The organism is Moellerella wisconsensis ATCC 35017, assembly GCF_001294465.1.
GTDB classification, from domain to species: Bacteria; Pseudomonadota; Gammaproteobacteria; order Enterobacterales; family Enterobacteriaceae; genus Moellerella; species Moellerella wisconsensis.
The window spans coordinates 154911-174720 of the sequence record NZ_LGAA01000026.1 but is presented as its reverse complement, the minus strand read 5'-3'; the positions used below and the strand labels follow the sequence as shown (position 1 = coordinate 174720).

The window sequence follows — 19810 nt, the reverse complement described above, 5'->3', positions numbered from 1 at the left end:
GCTTACGCTGTTAATCGACTGTTTTAGGCAACAATTCTAGGCAACACCACAGGTGAATAGCAGATGCCTCACCTGTGGTGATCATTAGGCATTGCCTAAAAGGAGAAAATCAGCGGCTACGGAAGATGATACGGCCTTTAGTCAGGTCATATGGGGTTAATTCTACGGTAACCTTGTCACCTGTCAGGATGCGAATGTAGTTTTTACGCATTTTACCAGAAATGTGGGCAGTAACAACGTGACCATTTTCCAGTTCAACACGGAACATTGTATTTGGCAGTGTATCTAAAACAGTGCCTTGCATTTCAATATTGTCTTCTTTGGCCATCTAATCCTCTAAGTGTATAACCATGATTTTCAACGGGCAAGATAATGCCCAAAAACCCTCAATATGTAAAGGAATGTCGCATTTTAAAGCGATTTTTATTCCGCTGAAATGGCAACATTCTACCTTAGTCAATATCCTTAATTATAAATATTGACTATAAATCAATTAATTGTGGAGACCAACAGGCGCTATTTATTTGTTTGTCACGCCAATGGTAAAGCATCTGAGAGAAATTCTTTCGTGAAATTTCTTTTGCGCCCAGAGACGCCGTATGGTGATTTAGCACCTGACAATCAAACAGCTGTCCATTATAGCCTAAAAAATGAAAATAGAATGAGATAAATGCATACTTAGATGCATTACTCGTACGGCTAAACATAGATTCGCCGCAGAATATGCTACCAACGTTGACCCCATACAGCCCGCCAACCAATTTATCCTGTTGCCAAACTTCGACAGAATGTGCAATTCCTTGCCGGTGGAGGGCTTTATATCCTGCACGAACTTCAGGAACAATCCACGTACCCTCTGTACGTATTGCACAGGCATCTATCACTTCATCGAACGCTTTATTTAGGCTGATAGTAAACGGTCGCTGTTTAATTAATTTTTTCATCGAACGGCTAATATGCAGCTCATTCGGCAATAATACAGCTCGGGGGTCTGGTGACCACCATAACGGTAGTTCATTAGGGCTGAACCACGGAAATATTCCTTGATAATAGCTGGCTTTTAGCCGCTCGGGTGATAAATCTCCGCCCATAGCTAATAAGCCATTAGGCTCACGCATCGCGAGCTCAATGGGGGGGAATTGCACGTTATCATCATCGAGCTTGAACATGGCTTACCTTAAACTCACGAGTGTTGAGCATAACGCTGGTGGAATTCAAAATAGCGTCCTTGTTGGCTCAGCAATTGTTGATGCGAACCTCGTTCAATTATTTCGCCATCATCCATGACACAAATACAGTCCATATGCTCTAATCCATGCAGTCGGTGAGTAATAATAATTAAACTCTTATCGGCACAAATTTGCTTGAGTAGCTGTAATATTTGCTGTTCTGTTCCTGCATCTAGGCCTTCGGTAGGCTCATCGAGTAGAAATAGTGGTGCGTTATGCAGTAAAGCGCGTGCTATGCCTAAACGACGTTGCTCCCCACCGGATAATTGGCGGCCACCTTCGCCCATCCACGCATTTAACCCTTGTTTATTATCGAGTAAATTTCCCAGCCCTGTTTTTTGTAACACCTCTTTTAGCTGTTCATCAGTAGCATTTTGTTGGGCGATTAATAAATTTTTGCGCAGTGTATCACTAAACACATGCACACGTTGCGGAACAATTGACATCATTGCGCGCAGTGTTTGTTCATCATAATCACTGATGGCATGATTATTTAGTGAAATAGTACCACTATCGACATCCCATGCTCGGGTCATTAATTGTAATAAGGTGGATTTCCCGCAGCCTGTTTTACCTAATAGGGCAACATGCTCACCGGGTTGTAAAGATAACGAAACACCTTTTATTACCGGTAACGGCTGTTCGGGATAGGTAAAGTTGATATTGTCGATATTGATACTTATTGATACCTCTGAAGCGGGGCCTGTCGTGGCAAATGTGACTTCAGGCTTAGCATCGATCAATTGTGAAACTCGCGTTGCCGAAGCAATTACTTGTCCCATATGCTGGAAGGCAACTGCAACAGGACCTAATGCTTCAAAGGCAGCAAGTGAGCAGAACACAAATAGTGCAATTAAGGCGCCTGGCTGATGATCACCGCCGATATTATCTGCTGCCAGCCATAAAAGTAGCGTTGCGGTTACGCCGGAAAAAAACAAGATTAGGGCCTGTGATACGCCCGTTAAATTAGCTTGCTGCTGTTGGCGTTGCTGCCAATCGGTTTCTATTGTTGCTAGATTTTGGCGAAAGCGTTCCGATGCACCAAAGACAGTTAATTCAGCTTGACCTTGCAATGCGCGAGTGAGCTGCGAGCGATATTGCCCCCGTAACTGGGTTAAATCTTGACCAATGTTTTTGCCTGCGCGATAAAAAATAAAGGGCAGGGCAAACAGTAGCACCATCATAATGCCGCCGAGAGTCCACGCGAGTCGTAAATCAATAAAACTTAGGCCGACAGTGAGGACGATAATCACTACAAAAGCAGAGAACAGCGGTGATAATACGCGTAAATACAGATGATCTAAGGTTTCAATATCGGCGACTAATCGATTTAATAGCTCACCTTGGCGGAAGCGCGCGATGCCGCCCGGAGATAAAGGTAAGACTTTACTAAATGCGAAGACACGCAGATGAGAAAGAACTTTAAAGGTTGCGTCATGACTGACAAGACGTTCAGCATAACGTCCAGCGGTGCGGAAAATTGCGGTGCCACGTACACCTGCCGCCGGTAACATATAGTTAAAAAAGTAAATTCCGGGAAAACCAGCGATCGCTGTGCCCGCCAAAAACCAGCCAGAAAGTGATAATAAACCAATACTTGCTAATAAGGTAATGATGGCTAAGACCATACCTAAACTTATTAAAAACCAGTGGCGGCGATATAATGCCAAAAACGGTAATAATACACGCATCACTAAAGCTCCTCACTGCGGTGTGCCAATAAACGGGCAAATGGCCCCGCGGATTGACTGAGTTCAGAATAATTTCCTTGCTGAATGATTTTTCCCTGTGACATGACCCAAATCTGATCATAATTGAGAGTTTCTTCGAGCAAATGAGTGACCATCAAGGTAGTTTGGCGCTCAGCTGCGCGATTGAGCGCTTGCATTACGCGTTGTTCACTATGAGCATCTAAACTGGCCGCAGGTTCATCCAGCAATAATAATTTTGAGGGTGAGAGCAGGGCGCGAGCAACCGCGATTCGCTGTGCTTGACCGACCGAAAGTCGAGCTGCGTAGTCACCAATCTGGGTATGAATTCCATCGGGAAGTAAGTTAATAAACTCTGAAACATAAGCTAAATCTATCGCTGTTTGAACCTCATCTTCACTGGCATCAGGTTTACCGAGAAGGATATTTTCGAGAATAGTGTGTTCAGGTAGATGCGGGTTTTGCCCGACCCAACAGATGAGTTTACGCCATTCACTCGGGTCCAGCGAACTCAGTTCAGTTCCTTGTGGATGACTAGTACTGCGTAGCGTTACTGAGCCACGGTAGGGCAAGAATCCTAGTAATAGGTTGAGCAGAGAGCTTTTACCTGCGCCACTTTGGCCGACTAAGGCAATACGTTGACCCGCATTAAGTTCAAAATCGAGAGGGCCAGCTAATACTTGCCCATCGTGAGAGAGTATTTCGAGGTTTTTAGCTCGAATCGACAGCGAATCTCCAGTACCGAGCGTTTTATCACCGCCCGCGGGAGCTTGTTCACCTTCGCTAGTGAGCAACGTTACAAGAGATTCTGCCGCACCGACTGCTTGGGCTTTAGCATGATAAAATGTGCCTAAATCACGCAGGGGTTGGAAGAACTCTGGCGATAAAATTAGCGCTAAGAAACCAGCAAATAGAGTGACGGGCAAACCATAACTACCAAAGTTTAATTCGCCTAAATAGGAGAAACCAAAGTATACCGCGACTACAGCAATTGAAATAGAAGCAAAAAATTCTAGTACGCCGGAAGATAAAAAGGCCATACGCAGGACTTCCATGGTGCGAGCCCGGAAATCTTCTGTTGAATCTTGAATTTGTTTTATTTCAGCTTGACCACGGAAAAACAGTCGCAGAGTATCTAATCCGCGTAGGCTGTCTAAAAAGCTGCCACTTAAACGGCTTAAAGCAACAAAGTTACGTCGGTTAGCATCTGCAGCGCCGAGCCCAACTAATGCCATAAAAATAGGGATTAATGGTGCTGTCGCAAATAAAATTAATGCGGCGGCCCAGTTAAACGGAAAAATAGCGATGAGGATCATAATAGGGATAATGCCGGCTAAATACATTTGCGGTAAATAACGCGAATAATAGTCCTGCATATCTTCTATCTGTTCGAGAATAATGGTTGCCCAACTGCCTGCTGGTTTCCCTTTAACCCAAACCGGACCAAGAACCTCAAGTTTATCAAGCACCATTTTACGAACTTGTTGGCGTACAACTTGACCACAACGAAAGCCGACACGTTCACGGATAACCGTGACGATAGCCCGTAGGCCGAACACAATAAGAAGCCAGACGAAAGGCAGAATTAACTGCTCTCGCGGGATGCCGTCCATAATCAGCGCTTGTAAGATTACGGCTAAAAACCAAGCTTGGGCGATGATTAAAAATCCACTGACTATGCCTAACATCATTGATAAGCGTAGCCAACGCTTCGCAGGGGCACTGTGCTGTTTTAGCCAGCGAACCAGTTCATTTTGTCTTGTTTTATCCATAATGATTCAGTGTACAGGCATGAGTCCTTAGTTGGTGGATATGGCGTTTGTTAACCTCATAGAAACATCAGTTGTGGCGATAATTATTGATAGAACTATATAAAGCCAGCTGAGCGGAGAGGTTAAATAAACAGAATAGGTGTTTAAAACCGAGTACGCTTATCTAAAACGATACTGCTATAGAATGACTATTAATCAAGGTATCCCGCCAGCTTAGTGTGAAATAAGTGATTTGGATAGTCTGTATTAGTATTACCGCATAGCCAATCGATCTATTGCTGAATATTGGCTGAAACGGAATATAGTGCAGTAGAGAATGATAATCGTTTTCTATTATACCTAGTTATAGACAATATGTTACCGACAAAAAGGCACTATCGAAATAGTGCCCAGAAAAATTTAATGTTCTTTAATCATTATTTATCGTTTAAAGAATCTAGGTAGCGCTCTGCATCGAGGGCAGCCATGCATCCGGTACCCGCAGAGGTAATTGCTTGACGATAAATATGATCCATTACATCGCCGGCTGCAAATACCCCCGGAATACTGGTTTGAGTTGCATTACCTTGGGTGCCTGATTGCACTTTAATATAGCCATTATTCAGTTCTAATTGATCGGCAAAAATGGCTGTATTTGGGCTGTGACCAATTGCGATGAATACGCCCATAACGGCGAGTTCTTCAGTGGCATTTGTTTTGGTATCACGCAGACGAACACCGGTTACGCCCATCTCATCACCGAGTACTTCATCCAAAGTTTTATCGGTATGCAGGACAATATTGCCATTTTCGGCTTTATCCATTAGGCGATTGATCAAGATTTTTTCAGCGCGGAAGCTATCGCGACGATGAACTAAATGTACTTCAGCGGCGATGTTTGATAAATACAGTGCTTCTTCTACCGCGGTATTTCCGCCACCCACGACAACAACCTTTTGATTACGATAAAAAAATCCGTCGCAGGTAGCACAAGCGGAGACGCCACGACCTTTAAATGCTTCTTCAGAAGGTAAGCCGATATAGCGTGCTGAAGCACCAGTGGCGATAATCAAAGCATCACAAGTATATTGATCCTCGTCACCGAATAGACGGAAAGGACGCTGGCTTAAATCTACTTTTTGAATCTGATCAGCAAAAAACTCAGTATTAAATTTAGCGGCATGTTCATACATCCGATCCATCAATCCAGGTCCTGTTAAACCTTCTGGGTCACCGGGCCAGTTCTCAACTTCAGTCGTCGTGGTTAACTGACCACCTTTCTCAACACCGGTAATTAGGGCTGGATGTAAATTAGCGCGAGCTGCATAAACTGCAGCAGTATAGCCCGCCGGGCCCGAACCAAGAATAATCAACTGGCGATGTTTGGCTGTGCTCATGGATACCTCATTTTATTAGAATTAAATAACTCTTTTGTGGTTAGAGTTGCAAATTGATGGCCTGCTATAGACTGTTTTCACTAGGTACTTTAACCAATTTATCAGTAAGTAACGTCGATTGATGGCTAAAATAATGAGTAGTAGTTAATATACCGGATAATTAGGCCACCTTTTTATACAATCGATTTTCCAACTCAATCTATTTCTCGAATAACTATTCAGCGATTGTAGGAGAATTAGTGGGGTAAAAAAAGCATTTTGCATGGAAATCTGCTGAGATTCTGGTTATTTTAATCATCGAGCAAAACTATCAAAAAATAAAATTGACTAAAAACTACTGATTAAATGGGGTTCATCTTTTTAAGAATTTTCTTGATTCTATATCATCGAAACGTTTAACTAGAAGAAACAGCCAAATGTTGTTCTGATTTTCATTCATTTACTTTGACAATCGGCTGCGCATTTGCGAAAACATCTATGTAAGAGTTAATCATCTATTTGGTCAATACAATTGAGTTAAAATTGAACAGTAAAGATAGCGATAACGCTTACACTACAAATATTAATAAAAATGGATACTCCATTGTGATTTATTTTTTGTAAATTACGCAGATTTTTAATAAATACACAGATAAATCTGGCCTAAGACATTTCTGCCGCTCCAAAGTGATTGTGGATGGGTAAAGGTGTAAGTCGGTGTGGAAAATACAATTAGAGAAAGAGAGATAAAGAGATGATTGATAATAAAAAGCGTCCAGGAAAAGATCTTGATCGTATTGACAGGAACATTTTGAATGAGCTACAGAAAGATGGTCGTATTTCTAACGTAGAGCTGTCTAAACGTGTCGGATTATCACCTACTCCTTGCCTCGAGCGTGTTCGTCGCCTTGAGCGTCAAGGGTTTATTTCAGGGTATACCGCATTATTAAACCCACATTATCTAGATGCATCATTATTAGTTTTCGTGGAAATCACGCTAAACCGTGGTGCGCCAGATGTATTTGAACAATTTAATACGGCGGTTCAAAAACTTGAGGAAATTCAGGAATGCCATTTAGTTTCTGGTGATTTTGACTATCTGTTGAAAACGCGTGTGCCTGATATGTCAGCTTATCGTAAACTTCTGGGTGAAACACTTTTGCGTCTGCCTGGCGTTAACGATACTCGCACTTATGTAGTGATGGAAGAAGTTAAACAAAGTAACCGTTTAGTCATTAAAACGCGTTAATACGTTTATTATCATCTCATAAGTGCCATGCAGGTTTTTCCTGTGTAATGCACTGCAGTTTCAACGCTGGTTATGCCAGCGTTGTTCCGTTTTTAAAGGGGAACTTGATAAACCTACTGAATTATAGTTTTTTTGCAATGATTGATTTCCCATATTATTTTCCAACGCTATTTCAGCCATAACTTCGTTGGAGTCATATTACCTCGTATATTTCATTGATAATTACTGGCAATTTATCCTATATTTCCTTCCTCAAAAATTAAGATTTTTGTCCATAAATACAAATTGAATCAAAGTAGTTAAGATGAAATACTGAGTATGATTTAAATGAAAGGTATGGGTTAAATACGGTTGCTATACTACTAAAGTTTCTCGGAAAACTTAAATCATCTTGTTGAATGCTAAAAATGAATAAAATCCACTAACTCTGATAAGTAATAACAGATAAAAAATGGTAGAATTCTTGCATGAGCATTATTGTGCACTAGCAAACTCAATCCTTTTAGAACAGGAAGATAGTGATAATATTTGTGCAGAAAAGTATAAGTGCTAGTGTTGAACAAAGATATTATTGATCTATTAACTACTGTGTTTTTAAACATATGTATTGTGCTGTGATATTTTAGATGGTATGTATAGGCCAAACAGCACGAGAATAATGACAGTACAGATAGAAATATCCGAGTAGGGGAGGCGTTTAACAACGCTTATCGTATTAAGCAAGAATAATTATACAGAGTTGAGTTTAACGTAAAAAGTTTGTATTAAAGCTTATAAAATCAATCAACTATATTAAATCAGCGCGATTAAATTAAACGCTATCAAATGAACGATATCATAAGCTATCGAACTAATTACTGTTAATCTTCATCTTACCGTTTAGTCATGAAATATTAGGTAAATCAACAAAGTAATTATAATGAGCCAGGAATACACAGAAGATAAGCATATAAGATTTAAGAAGCTAAGCACTGGTCGGCGCTTGCTCGAAGCTATTTTACTTGCCATTGCACTCGGCGCGATTTTTTTGATAGTCGCACTGGTAAGTTTTAATCCTTCAGATCCAAGCTGGTCACAAACTACATGGAATGAGCCAGTTAAGAATTTAGCGGGCAGTATCGGGTCATGGAGCGCTGATATTCTATTTTCGGCGTTTGGCATGTTAGCTTTTGCTATTCCTCCATTGCTTATTCTCGGATGCTGGGGGATCTATCATTCCCAAAGCCAACAGCGTTATGTTGATTTTTTCTCACTTTCCTTGCGTGTTATTGGGGCATTAACGCTGATACTCAGTTCTTGTGGTCTTGCTGCGCTTAATTTTGATGATTTACCTAACTTTTCATCCGGTGGGGTAATAGGCAGTGTGTTTAGTAATGCCATCATGCCGTGGTTTAATTCGCTTGGTGCGACTTTGGCACTGATTTTTCTCTGGGCAATTGGTTTTACGTTATTTACTGGGTGGTCGTGGTTAACAATTGCTGAAAAAATTGGCGCAGCGATATTGATCCCATTAACACTAATTACTAATCGAGCGCGCGGTGAAGAATATGATGATTACGATGATGATCAAGATGAAGACTATCAACTTGATAAAACAGCATTAACTAGTGATTATAGCGCTGAACCAGTATTTGATAGTCAGGTTAAATCTACTTCATCTAATGCTATTGATACAACTGCGTCTGCTTCGGCATTAGCCAGCCATATTGAAGCATCTGACATTCAGTCGAATAAAAATGAATTAGATATTGATGATGTCCTTTTTTCATCTCCTTCAATAATTGAATTAGCCAGTACGGAATTATCGCCAATGAAGGTAACGCCTTCCGGGGTTACTGATACTGCATCAGCGGCTGAAAATCCTGCTATTTCAACAGATACGTCAAGAGCACCACTGGCAGCTAATCATCGTGACGCTGCGCAACAGCTAGAATCTCAAAAATTAGAATCTCAAATTTCTGAGCAAGAAGAGCATCTACCTAGTTTCTCGGCGACATCAGAGGCACCAGAACAGCATCCTGAACATTATCGCTTTGATGTACCGAAAGAATACGCTGATTACAATCTGCAAATGCCTGAATCAGAGATAAATCAAGAACCGGTGCTTGGTGATTTTGCTCAGTCGATAATTGACCCAGTATTTTCTTCTGAGTCGCAGCAAACAACACAGTATTCAACAGATAACGCTCACGATGATATGCAAACGCCAATACCGACAGCGATGGCATCGAGCAGTGCATTTATCCATCAAGAAACAATGCCACCGGCAGCAGATACACACACACCTGTTGAGACAGTATCAGATGCGTTTACGGGTATTACCTCGGCAAGCAACCACTTAGACCAGACCAATGTCGCTTCTCCTGAGTCTGCATATTCAACAGCGAGCTCATCAACGTCATCGGTAAATAAAGCCGCGTCAATCAAAGATAATTCTGCTTTAATGGCCGCGGGAATTTCTGCGGCAGCGATTGAGCGTCATGCTCAAGTAAAACAAGGTATTGGCCCCGAATTACCTCGCCCAAATCCAGTCAGATTACCGACACGTAGAGAGCTATATGGTGTTCGTATTCCTTCACAGCGTGCAGCAGAAATTCAACGCCGTAAAGAGGAAGAAAAACAGCGTCAACAGGCTATGGGGCAGTGGAATGATGCTGACGATAGCCAAACTGCGGAAGATTTAGAGCAGGATGAATTATTACGCCAGCAGTTCTTACAGCAACAACGCGAGCGCTATGGTGAATCAACCGCTGAGGATCCTACAGAAAATCGTCATTCCGCTGAAGAAACTGAAGCTGAAATAACAGTTACGTCTGCATCAAACGAACAAGGTATGATGCAGAACAACAGTATGATGCAGAATAACAGTGAGATTACGCGTGAGGAAGGATCTGCGGTAACTAACTCATTTATTGACTTATCTCAGCAACAACAGCCTGTATACACTCAGCCTGAGAATATTCATCGCTGGCCATCTGCTTCACCGGCCACAAAAGATTATGGTTCTTCTTTCTCTGCGACTGATTCTGAGACGACAGTTGCGGAAGATTTATCGCAAAATATGAGTCAGCAATCATCTGACTCTCAATCGCGGTATCCTCAGCAGGACAATCATTCGCCGCATCGACATCAGCCGTACGATGATGATGGTGGTCATCACCCAGAATATGATTTGCGGGCAGGTGACGCTAGCGAGAGTAAAGCTACCGATATTGAGGATCCTTTTGCCGGTTTATCTGCATTAGACTCAATCTCATCGGCGGAAGAATTGCTTAATGATCAACCGACTGAACCGGTGTTCATGCCGTCGTTTAATTCTCGGGAAGAGGAACAATCTAGGGAAAATAATCCTGCGGTAACACTAGACGCGATCACTCCAGCAACACATACTTTTACGCAGCAACCGCAGCAACCGCAGCAACCGCAGCAACCGCAGCAACCGCAGCAACCGCAGCAACCGCAGCAACCGCAGCAACCGCAGCAACCGCAGCAACCGCAGCAACCGCAGCAACCGCAGCAACCGCAGCAACCGCAGCAACCGCAGCAACCGCAGCAAGATAGTTTATTCCATCCGTTTTTGGTGCGTAACGAGCAGCCGTTGCCGAAACCGACAACGCCAATGCCATCGCTAGATTTATTGAGCAGCCCTCCGGCACAAGAAGAACCGGTAGATATGTTTGCTCTTGAGCAGACATCTCGGCTAATTGAAGCTCGACTGAATGATTATCGTGTTAAAGCCGATGTCGTCGGTTTTTCACCAGGACCGGTGATCACGCGTTTTGAACTAGATTTAGCACCGGGAGTTAAAGCTGCGCGAATTTCTAATTTATCCCGTGATTTAGCACGTTCTTTATCGACAACTGCGGTAAGGATTGTTGAGGTCATACCGGGTAAACCTTATGTCGGATTAGAATTACCGAATAAAAAACGTCAAACGGTTTATCTTAGAGAAGTCCTGGATTGCGATAAATTCCGTAATGATCCGTCTCCATTAACTATCGTATTAGGCAAAGATATTGAAGGCGAACCGGTGGTGGCTGATTTAGGGAAAATGCCTCATTTGCTCGTTGCGGGGACAACTGGATCGGGTAAATCTGTTGGGGTCAATGCAATGATCCTCAGTATTTTATATAAATCGAAACCCGAAGATGTTCGCTTCATTATGATTGATCCTAAAATGCTCGAACTTTCTATTTATGAAGGTATCCCGCATTTATTAACTGAAGTAGTTACTGATATGAAAGACGCAGCCAATGCGTTACGTTGGTGCGTTAATGAAATGGAACGTCGATATAAATTAATGTCAGCTTTAGGGGTACGTAACCTCGCGGGCTATAATGAGAAAATTAAAGCAGCGGCAGAAATGAACCGGCCTATTCCTCATCCATTCTGGAAGCCGGGTGATAGCATGGAAACCGAACATCCGGTCTTAAAGAAAGAGCCTTATATTGTCGTCATGGTCGATGAGTTTGCTGATTTAATGATGACAGCGGGTAAAAAAGTTGAAGAATTAATTGCTCGTTTGGCACAAAAAGCGCGTGCAGCAGGTATTCACTTAGTGTTGGCCACACAGCGACCTTCTGTGGATATTATTACCGGATTGATTAAAGCTAATATTCCAACCCGTATTGCCTTTACGGTATCGAGTAAAATAGATTCTCGAACTATTCTCGACCAAAGTGGCGCAGAATCATTATTGGGAATGGGGGATATGCTTTACCTGCCACCAAACTCATCTATTCCAATGCGTGTTCATGGTGCCTTTGTTCGGGACCAAGAAGTTCACGCAGTGGTTAATGATTGGAAAGCACGAGGTCGTCCTGAATATATTGAAAGTATTACTAAATGCAGTGATGAATCTGATGGTGCAGGTGGTTTTGATGGAGCAGCTGAAGAATTAGACCCGTTATTTGATCAGGCGGTGGCTTTTGTGGTTGAAAAACAACGAGTATCTATTTCTGGTGTACAACGTCAATTCCGTATAGGTTATAACCGTGCCGCACGAATTGTTGAGCAAATGGAAGCTCAGCAAATTGTCAGTGAGCCGGGACATAATGGTAATCGTGAAGTATTAGCCCCACCGTCGATGGAGCATTAATATTATTGATGGATTATTGTTAATCGGTCTGAATATTCAGTTAGTTATGGGACTAGATAGTGTAGATAATTTACGATCTATATTTTTTGAACATATAGGTTATCGATTTAAAAGCATTCACTTGGGTGTATTTAAAAGGTCATTGAATAATGAAGAAAATGATATTGTTAGGCGCGGCTTTAGTGGTGAGCTTGTATTCAGCGATGACTTTGGCGGATGCTAGTCAAGACCTGCAAACCCGTCTAAATAAAGTGAATAGCTTCCATGCTAATTTTAGTCAAAAAGTTACCAGTGCCGAAGGTGATTTAATTCAAGAAGGTCGTGGCGAATTATGGATACAAAGACCAAACTTGTTCAACTGGAATATGACGTCGCCTGATGAAAGTGTTTTGATTTCAGACGGTAAAGATTTATGGTTTTATAATCCTTTCGTTGAACAGGTAACGGTAACGTCACTGAACGACGCGACTAATGATACGCCGTTTATGTTGATTACGCGCAATAATCCTCAGGATTGGAAGCAATATTCTATTATTCAACAAGGCAATAGCTTTGATCTGAAGCCTAAGCAGCTTAACGGTACACTTAAAGGTTTTTCAATCACGGTTTCCCCTGATGGCACAATAGAGAAATTTTCAGCCATAGAACAAGATGGTCAAGTAAGTGCTTATCAGTTGAATACACAGAAAAATGGTCCGGTGGATAAAAGTAAATTTAGGTTAAAAATTCCGCAGGGTGTGACTTTGGATGATCAACGTTCAGCCAAATAAATAAGAGGGCGTAGTGAGTAATCTGTCTCTCGATTTTTCGCAAAATGAATTTCAGCCTTTAGCTGCGCGCATGCGTCCAATTGATCTCGAACATTATATTGGCCAAAAGCATCTTCTGGCTGAAGGAAAGCCTTTGCCTCGAGCTATTAAGGCAGGGCATCTGCATTCGATGATTTTATGGGGACCACCAGGTACCGGTAAAACGACATTAGCTGAAATTATTGGTCATTATGCCCAGGCGGATATTGAGCGCTTATCTGCGGTGACCTCAGGAATTAAAGAAATTCGTGAATCGATAGAGAAAGCGCGTCAAAATCGTAATGCAGGTAGACGGACAATTTTATTTGTTGATGAAGTCCATCGCTTTAATAAAAGCCAACAAGATGCATTTTTGCCACACATAGAAGACGGCACTATCACCTTTATCGGTGCTACGACCGAAAACCCATCTTTTGAGTTGAATTCAGCCTTATTGTCACGAGCACGAGTGTACTTACTGAAATCATTGGATGAAAATGATATTGAAGAAGTCTTATTACAGGCAATGACTGATTCTATCAATGGGTTAGGCGGTAAAAATATTATTTTGCCAGATTCAACACGTACTCTAATTGCTAAATTAGTCAATGGCGATGCCCGACGATCGCTCAACTTATTAGATATGATGGCTGATATGGCTAATGCTGATGAGCAAGGGCAACGTGTTTTAACGCCTGAATTATTGAAAGAAGTTAGCGGAGAGCGCAGTGCACGCTTTGATAATAAAGGCGATCGTTATTATGATCTAATCTCGGCGTTGCATAAGTCAGTGCGTGGTTCAGCGCCCGACGCAGCCTTATATTGGTATGCTCGAATAATAACTGCCGGTGGCGACCCGTTATATGTTGCTCGTCGCTTATTGGCTATCGCTTCTGAAGATGTGGGCAACGCTGATCCCCGTGCGATGCAAGTGGCTATTTCGGCATGGGATTGTTTTACCCGCGTCGGGCCGGCAGAAGGTGAAAGAGCAATTGCTCAAGCGATTGTTTATTTAGCTTGCGCGCCCAAAAGTAATGCGGTTTATACTGCGTTTAAAGCTGCTTTGGCTGATGCCAGAGAACAGCCGGATTATGATGTTCCTGATCATCTACGCAATGCGCCGACTAAATTAATGAAGCAGTTAGGGGCTGGGCAAGAATACCGTTATGCGCATAATGAACCTAACGCCTATGCTGCGGGCGAAAATTATTTTCCGCCAGATATGAAAGAGACCCATTATTATTTTCCGACTAACCGCGGATTAGAAAGTAAAATTAGTGATAAATTAGCATGGTTAACTGAACAGGATCAAAATAGCTCAATAAAACGCTATCGTTAATTATAGCTATACGGTAAGGTTATAAGTTAGTATCGCTTAGATAGTTTAAGTTGTTGGTTTATTTGTTATCGTAGTTTTTATCATAATCGTTTGGTATACAATTGGACTATTTTGTATACCAATGGTGCATTATTTTTATTGTCTGCTATGTAGGCCTAAAATATAGACCAAAACACAAGCTAGCTATTTACCGCAACTAAACTGTTTAGAAAAAATAATATTGTAAATCCTGTATGTTTTTTATTTTTTACTCGGCTTAAAGGCAGAGTTAAATAATTTTACGATAGACTCATTGAAATATGTTTAACTGCATTATTTATTTTATGATGCAGTTAAACCATGCTTCAGTAGATACTTCAGTGATAAACAGGAGTAACTACTTGATCTATCAAATACAGGGCTCTATCTCATCACTTAAACAACAAGAATCACAGGATAAGCATGCTCGATCCCAATTTACTGCGTACAGAGCTAGACGCGGTTGCTGAAAAACTGGCTCGCAGGGGTTTTACCCTTGATGTGGAAAAGCTGCGTGAATTAGAAGAACGCCGCAAAGTTTTACAAGTTGAAACTGAAACCCTGCAAGCAGAACGCAATTCTCGATCGAAATCTATCGGCGCGGCTAAAGCACGCGGTGAAGATATTGATGCGCTGCGTCAGGAAGTAAACCAATTAGGTGAGAAATTGGATTCAGCGAAATCGGAATTAGATAAGCTGCAAGACCAAATCCGTGATATTGCATTGAGCATACCTAATATTCCTGATGATTGTGTCCCTAATGGTAAAGATGATACTGAAAATCTTGAAATTAGCCGTTGGGGTGAGCCAGCCCACTATGATTTTGAAGTGAAAGATCATGTGAGCTTAGGTGAATTATCAGGAGGATTAGATTTTGCCTCAGCCGTTAAGCTGACAGGTTCACGCTTTGTCGTGATGAAAGGTCAGATCGCGCGTTTACACCGTGCTTTGACTCAGTTTATGCTCGATTTACATACTGAACAGCATGGCTACCAAGAGCTGTATGTCCCTTATTTGGTAAACCGCGAAACCTTATACGGTACCGGACAATTACCTAAATTTGGCGAAGATTTATTTCATACCAAGCCATTAGAAGAAGAAAGTGAAAGTAACTATGCGTTGATCCCAACCGCAGAAGTACCGGTAACCAATCTAGTGCGTGGTGAAATCTTAGATGAAGCGTCATTGCCATTACGTATGACAGCGCATACCCCGTGTTTCCGCTCTGAGGCGGGCTCATATGGTCGTGATACGCGTGGTCTGATCCGTATGCACCAGTTTGATAAAGTTGAGTTGGTACAGATTGTTCATCCTGAAAAATCGATGGAAGCGCTTGAAGAACTAACTGGCCATGCAGAGAAAGTTCTACAATTATTAAACTTACCTTATCGTAAAGTGTTGTTATGTACCGGTGATATTGGCTTCGGTTCATGCAAAACCTACGATTTAGAAGTATGGTTGCCAGCGCAAAATACTTACCGTGAAATCTCCTCTTGCTCAAATATGAAGGATTTCCAAGCGCGTCGTATGCAAGCTCGCTTCCGTGGTAAAAATGATAAGAAACCACAATTGGTTCATACACTAAATGGTTCTGGCTTAGCTGTCGGACGTACTTTAGTGGCAATTATGGAAAACTATCAACAAGCAGATGGCCGTATTGAGATCCCAGAAGTTCTACGTCCTTATATGAAAGGTTTAGAATATATTGGTTAATCTTGACTGATAGCTTGAGTTAGAAAATGATAAACCGCTGGTTAAAAACCGGCGGTTTTTTATATCATGATTTGTATGATTTGTATGATTTGATACGGTAGGATTAAAAAGAATATGATAGAAATATTTATCACTATAAAGAGTATAGTCAAAGTATAGTAAAGAAAGAAACTGATAAATATTATGCTACTTGAGAATAAACAGGCAGAGTGGTGATATTTGTACCGGCTCTGCCTATTATTAATCAGATTTAAATAAGATGGTTAATCGATGGGGGGCTGAAGGCTTAATACATTACTTTGAGGCCATAGCCTTCGAGAATGGATTTAACACGCTCCATAATTTCTTTAGACGGAGGCTTAACCCCATTCAATTTGTATTCTTCACCCATGGTTTCCCATTTATGTTTACCCAGCTCATGATAAGGAAGTAGTTCAACTTTTTCGATATTTTTCATATCTTGCATGAACTCACCTAATAAATGTACCGAGTGATCATCATCACTCCAGCCGGGAACGACCACATAACGTATCCATGTTTTTTGATTACGTTTCGCCAAATAGCGAGCAAATTCTAAGGTTCGATGATTGGATACGCCAACCAGTTTTTGATGGATTTCATCATCCAGCTGTTTGAGATCTAACATCACCAGGTCAGTAGCATCCAGTAATTCATCAATCACTGGATCATAACGGCGAACAAAACCGTTAGTATCTAAGCAAGTATGAATATTCTCTTTTTGACAAGCACGGAACCAGTCACGTACAAATTCAGCTTGCAAAATAGCTTCGCCACCTGAGGCAGTAACGCCTCCACCAGTAGCATTCATAAAGTGACGATAAGTCACCGCTTCTTTCATTAATTCTTCAACGGTAACTTGAGTACCTGTATGGGTATCCCAGGTATCACGGTTATGACAGTATAGGCAGCGCATTAGGCAGCCTTGAAAGAATACGATAAAGCGTATACCGGGGCCATCAACAGTACCGCAGGATTCAAAAGAGTGGATACGACCAAGTACGGACATGACAGAAGACTCCCAAAACTGACGAGATAAAAAGGCCCCAAATGCGGGGCCTTTAATTTATTCTATTGTAACACCAATAGGGGTTCAAGTTGTATATTGGCTGGCTACATTCTTTTTTATACCTGAACTGTCACGTTAATTACGTTATCCAGTTCAGGTTACTAGAGATTGTGACCCTTGAATCCCGTTGGTGTTGCGTTAGCAAGTCATTACATTGAAGCAGTAAATGTACGAGTAATAACGTCTTTTTGTTGCTCTTTAGTCAGTGAGTTGAAACGCACTGCATAACCAGAAACACGGATGGTTAACTGTGGATATTTTTCTGGGTTTTCCATCGCATCTAACAGCATTTCACGGTTCATAACGTTGACGTTTAAGTGTTGACCGCCTTCGATAGAAGCTTCGTGATGGAAATAACCATCCATCAGACCCGCAAGGTTAGCTTTACGAACATCATCATCTTTACCTAACGCATTAGGAACGATAGAGAAGGTATAAGAAATACCATCTTTCGCATAAGCAAACGGCAGTTTTGCAACAGAAGTCAGTGATGCAACTGCACCTTTCTGATCACGTCCGTGCATTGGGTTAGCACCTGGTCCGAATGGTGCGCCAGCACGACGTCCATCTGGAGTGTTACCTGTTTTCTTACCGTATACAACGTTAGAAGTAATAGTCAGAATTGACTGAGTTGGTACCGCATTACGGTAAGTACGCAGTTTCTGAATTTTCTTCATGAAACGTTCAACTAAGTCACAAGCGATATCATCGACGCGTGAATCGTTATTACCGAATTGTGGATATTCACCTTCGATTTCGAAGTCAACAGCAATGCCATCTTCGTCACGGATAGGTTTAACTTTAGCGTATTTGATAGCAGACAGTGAGTCAGCAGCAACTGACAGACCAGCGATACCACACGCCATAGTACGATAAACATCACGGTCATGCAGTGCCATCAATGCAGCTTCATAGCTGTATTTGTCATGCATGTAGTGAATGATGTTCAGTGCAGTGACATACTGAGTTGCCAACCAATCCATGAAGTGATCCATACGATCCATCACTACGTCGAAGTCAAGAACTTCGTCGAGGATCGGTTCGTGTTTTGGACCTACTTGCATTTTCAGTTTTTCATCAACACCACCATTGATGGTATACAGCATGGTTTTCGCTAAGTTAGCGCGAGCACCGAAGAACTGCATTTGTTTACCAACAATCATTGGGCTGACGCAGCAAGCGATAGCGTAATCATCGCTGTTGAAGTCAGGACGCATTAAGTCATCGTTTTCATACTGGATAGATGATGTATCGATAGAAACTTTAGCGGCATATTTTTTGAAGTTCAGAGGCAGTTTTTCTGACCACAGAATAGTCATGTTAGGCTCAGGAGATGGGCCCATGGTATACAGTGTGTTCAAGAAACGGAAAGTGGTTTTAGTTACTAGAGTACGGCCATCAAGACCCATACCGGCTAGTGATTCCGTTGCCCAGATTGGGTCACCAGAGAACAGTTCATCATATTCTGGTGTACGTAGGAAACGAACCATACGCAGTTTCATGACCAAGTGGTCAATCAGTTCTTGAGCTTCTTGTTCAGTTAGTTTACCCGCATCCATATCACGTTGGATGTAGATATCTAAGAAAGTCGATACACGACCAAATGACATTGCCGCGCCGTTTTGAGATTTAACAGCGGCTAAATAACCGAAGTAAGTCCATTGAACAGCTTCTTGAGCATTTTTAGCAGGGCCTGAGATATCGCAACCATATTTAGCAGCCATTTCTTTCATTTGGCCTAGTGCGCGATGTTGCTCAGAGATTTCTTCACGTAGCTGAATGGTCATTTCCAGATCTTCACCGGATTCCATTTTTGCTTGCAAAGAATTAAATTGTTTAACTTTATCTTTCATCAGGTAGTCGATACCGTATACCGCGATACGACGGTAGTCACCGATGATACGGCCACGGCCATACGCATCTGGCAGACCTGTCAGGATACCTGATTTACGACATTTGATGATGTCTGGTGTATAAACATCGAATACACCCTGGTTATGGGTTTTACGATATTCAGAGAAAATTTTATTAACCATCGGGTCAAGTTCGCGATTGTAAGCTTTGCATGAGCTTTCAATCATACGAATACCACCGTATGGGATCAGAGCACGTTTCAGTGGCGCATCAGTTTGCAAGCCAACAACACGTTCTAAATCTTTCTCGATGTAACCCGCATCGTGAGAGGTAATAGTCGAAGCAATGTCAGTATCAAAATCGACCGGCGCATGTGTACGGTTTTCAATTTTGATGCCATCCATAACTTTGTCCCACAAAGCATCAGTGGCTTTGGTAGAACCGGTCAGGAAGGATTCATCGCCTTCATACGGGGTGTAGTTTTTCTGGATGAAATCACGCAGATTAACTTCGTTCTGCCATTCACCTTGTGTAAAACCTTGCCATGCTGAAGCGAATTTTTCATTTAATTCGGTCATGATACTTTTACCTTTTAACAA

At 41.9% G+C, this 19810-nt stretch carries 11 protein-coding genes and 2 pseudogenes; 6 read left to right on the top strand and 7 right to left on the bottom strand.

Annotation, left to right across the window (positions count from 1 at the left end; genetic code table 11):
* Positions 1 to 109 precede the first annotated feature (109 nt).
* The 5 genes from infA to trxB form a co-directional block, all read right to left on the bottom strand.
* A complete protein-coding gene (gene infA / locus M992_RS12765; RefSeq protein WP_006813614.1) occupies positions 110 to 328 on the bottom strand; it encodes a translation initiation factor IF-1 in 219 nt (72 codons plus the stop codon).
* 154 nt (positions 329 to 482) lie between these two features.
* Positions 483 to 1169 carry a leucyl/phenylalanyl-tRNA--protein transferase gene (gene aat, locus M992_RS12760; RefSeq protein ID WP_053908950.1) on the bottom strand — a complete coding sequence of 229 codons (687 nt, stop codon included), beginning with the start codon at positions 1167 to 1169 and terminating at the stop codon, positions 483 to 485.
* A gap of 14 nt (positions 1170 to 1183) precedes the next feature.
* Positions 1184 to 2920 (bottom strand): heme ABC transporter ATP-binding protein/permease CydC, encoded by a 1737-nt coding sequence (gene cydC / locus M992_RS12755; RefSeq protein ID WP_053908949.1) that lies wholly within the window; start codon positions 2918 to 2920, stop codon positions 1184 to 1186.
* Between the two features lie 2 nt (positions 2921 to 2922).
* Positions 2923 to 4710: a heme ABC transporter permease/ATP-binding protein CydD gene (gene cydD, locus M992_RS12750; protein WP_053908948.1), complete on the bottom strand. Its 1788-nt coding sequence runs from the start codon at positions 4708 to 4710 to the stop codon at positions 2923 to 2925.
* Positions 4711 to 5126: 416 nt separating this feature from the next.
* A complete protein-coding gene (gene trxB, locus M992_RS12745; RefSeq protein WP_053908947.1) occupies positions 5127 to 6086 on the bottom strand; it encodes a thioredoxin-disulfide reductase in 960 nt (319 codons plus the stop codon).
* Positions 6087 to 6819: 733 nt separating this feature from the next.
* Here trxB and lrp point away from each other — a divergent pair.
* The 6 genes and pseudogenes from lrp to serS all read left to right on the top strand — a co-directional run bounded on the left by lrp (position 6820) and on the right by serS (position 16270).
* The gene (gene lrp / locus M992_RS12740) at positions 6820 to 7314 is read left to right on the top strand and encodes a leucine-responsive transcriptional regulator Lrp (protein ID WP_004918089.1); all 495 of its coding nucleotides are present in this window, start codon (positions 6820 to 6822) and stop codon (positions 7312 to 7314) included.
* A gap of 919 nt (positions 7315 to 8233) precedes the next feature.
* A pseudogene (locus M992_RS15675) lies at positions 8234 to 9907 on the top strand (DNA translocase FtsK 4TM domain-containing protein); the annotation flags it as partial.
* An 801-nt stretch (positions 9908 to 10708) separates the two neighbouring features.
* Positions 10709 to 12412: pseudogene (locus M992_RS15670) on the top strand (DNA translocase FtsK); the annotation flags it as partial.
* A gap of 149 nt (positions 12413 to 12561) precedes the next feature.
* Complete coding sequence (gene lolA / locus M992_RS12730; RefSeq protein ID WP_053908945.1) at positions 12562 to 13182, top strand: outer membrane lipoprotein periplasmic chaperone LolA; 621 nt, start codon at positions 12562 to 12564, stop codon at positions 13180 to 13182.
* 13 nt (positions 13183 to 13195) lie between these two features.
* Complete coding sequence (locus M992_RS12725) at positions 13196 to 14539, top strand: replication-associated recombination protein A (RefSeq protein WP_053908944.1); 1344 nt, start codon at positions 13196 to 13198, stop codon at positions 14537 to 14539.
* Positions 14540 to 14980: 441 nt separating this feature from the next.
* A complete protein-coding gene (serS, locus tag M992_RS12720; protein WP_053908943.1) occupies positions 14981 to 16270 on the top strand; it encodes a serine--tRNA ligase in 1290 nt (429 codons plus the stop codon).
* Between the two features lie 286 nt (positions 16271 to 16556).
* Here serS and pflA read toward each other — a convergent pair whose 3' ends face one another.
* Positions 16557 to 17297 (bottom strand): pyruvate formate lyase 1-activating protein, encoded by a 741-nt coding sequence (gene pflA, locus M992_RS12715; protein ID WP_047256701.1) that lies wholly within the window; start codon positions 17295 to 17297, stop codon positions 16557 to 16559.
* A gap of 209 nt (positions 17298 to 17506) precedes the next feature.
* Positions 17507 to 19789, bottom strand: coding sequence for a formate C-acetyltransferase (gene pflB, locus M992_RS12710; RefSeq protein ID WP_053908942.1), 2283 nt, complete (start codon positions 19787 to 19789; stop codon positions 17507 to 17509).
* Positions 19790 to 19810 lie beyond the last annotated feature (21 nt).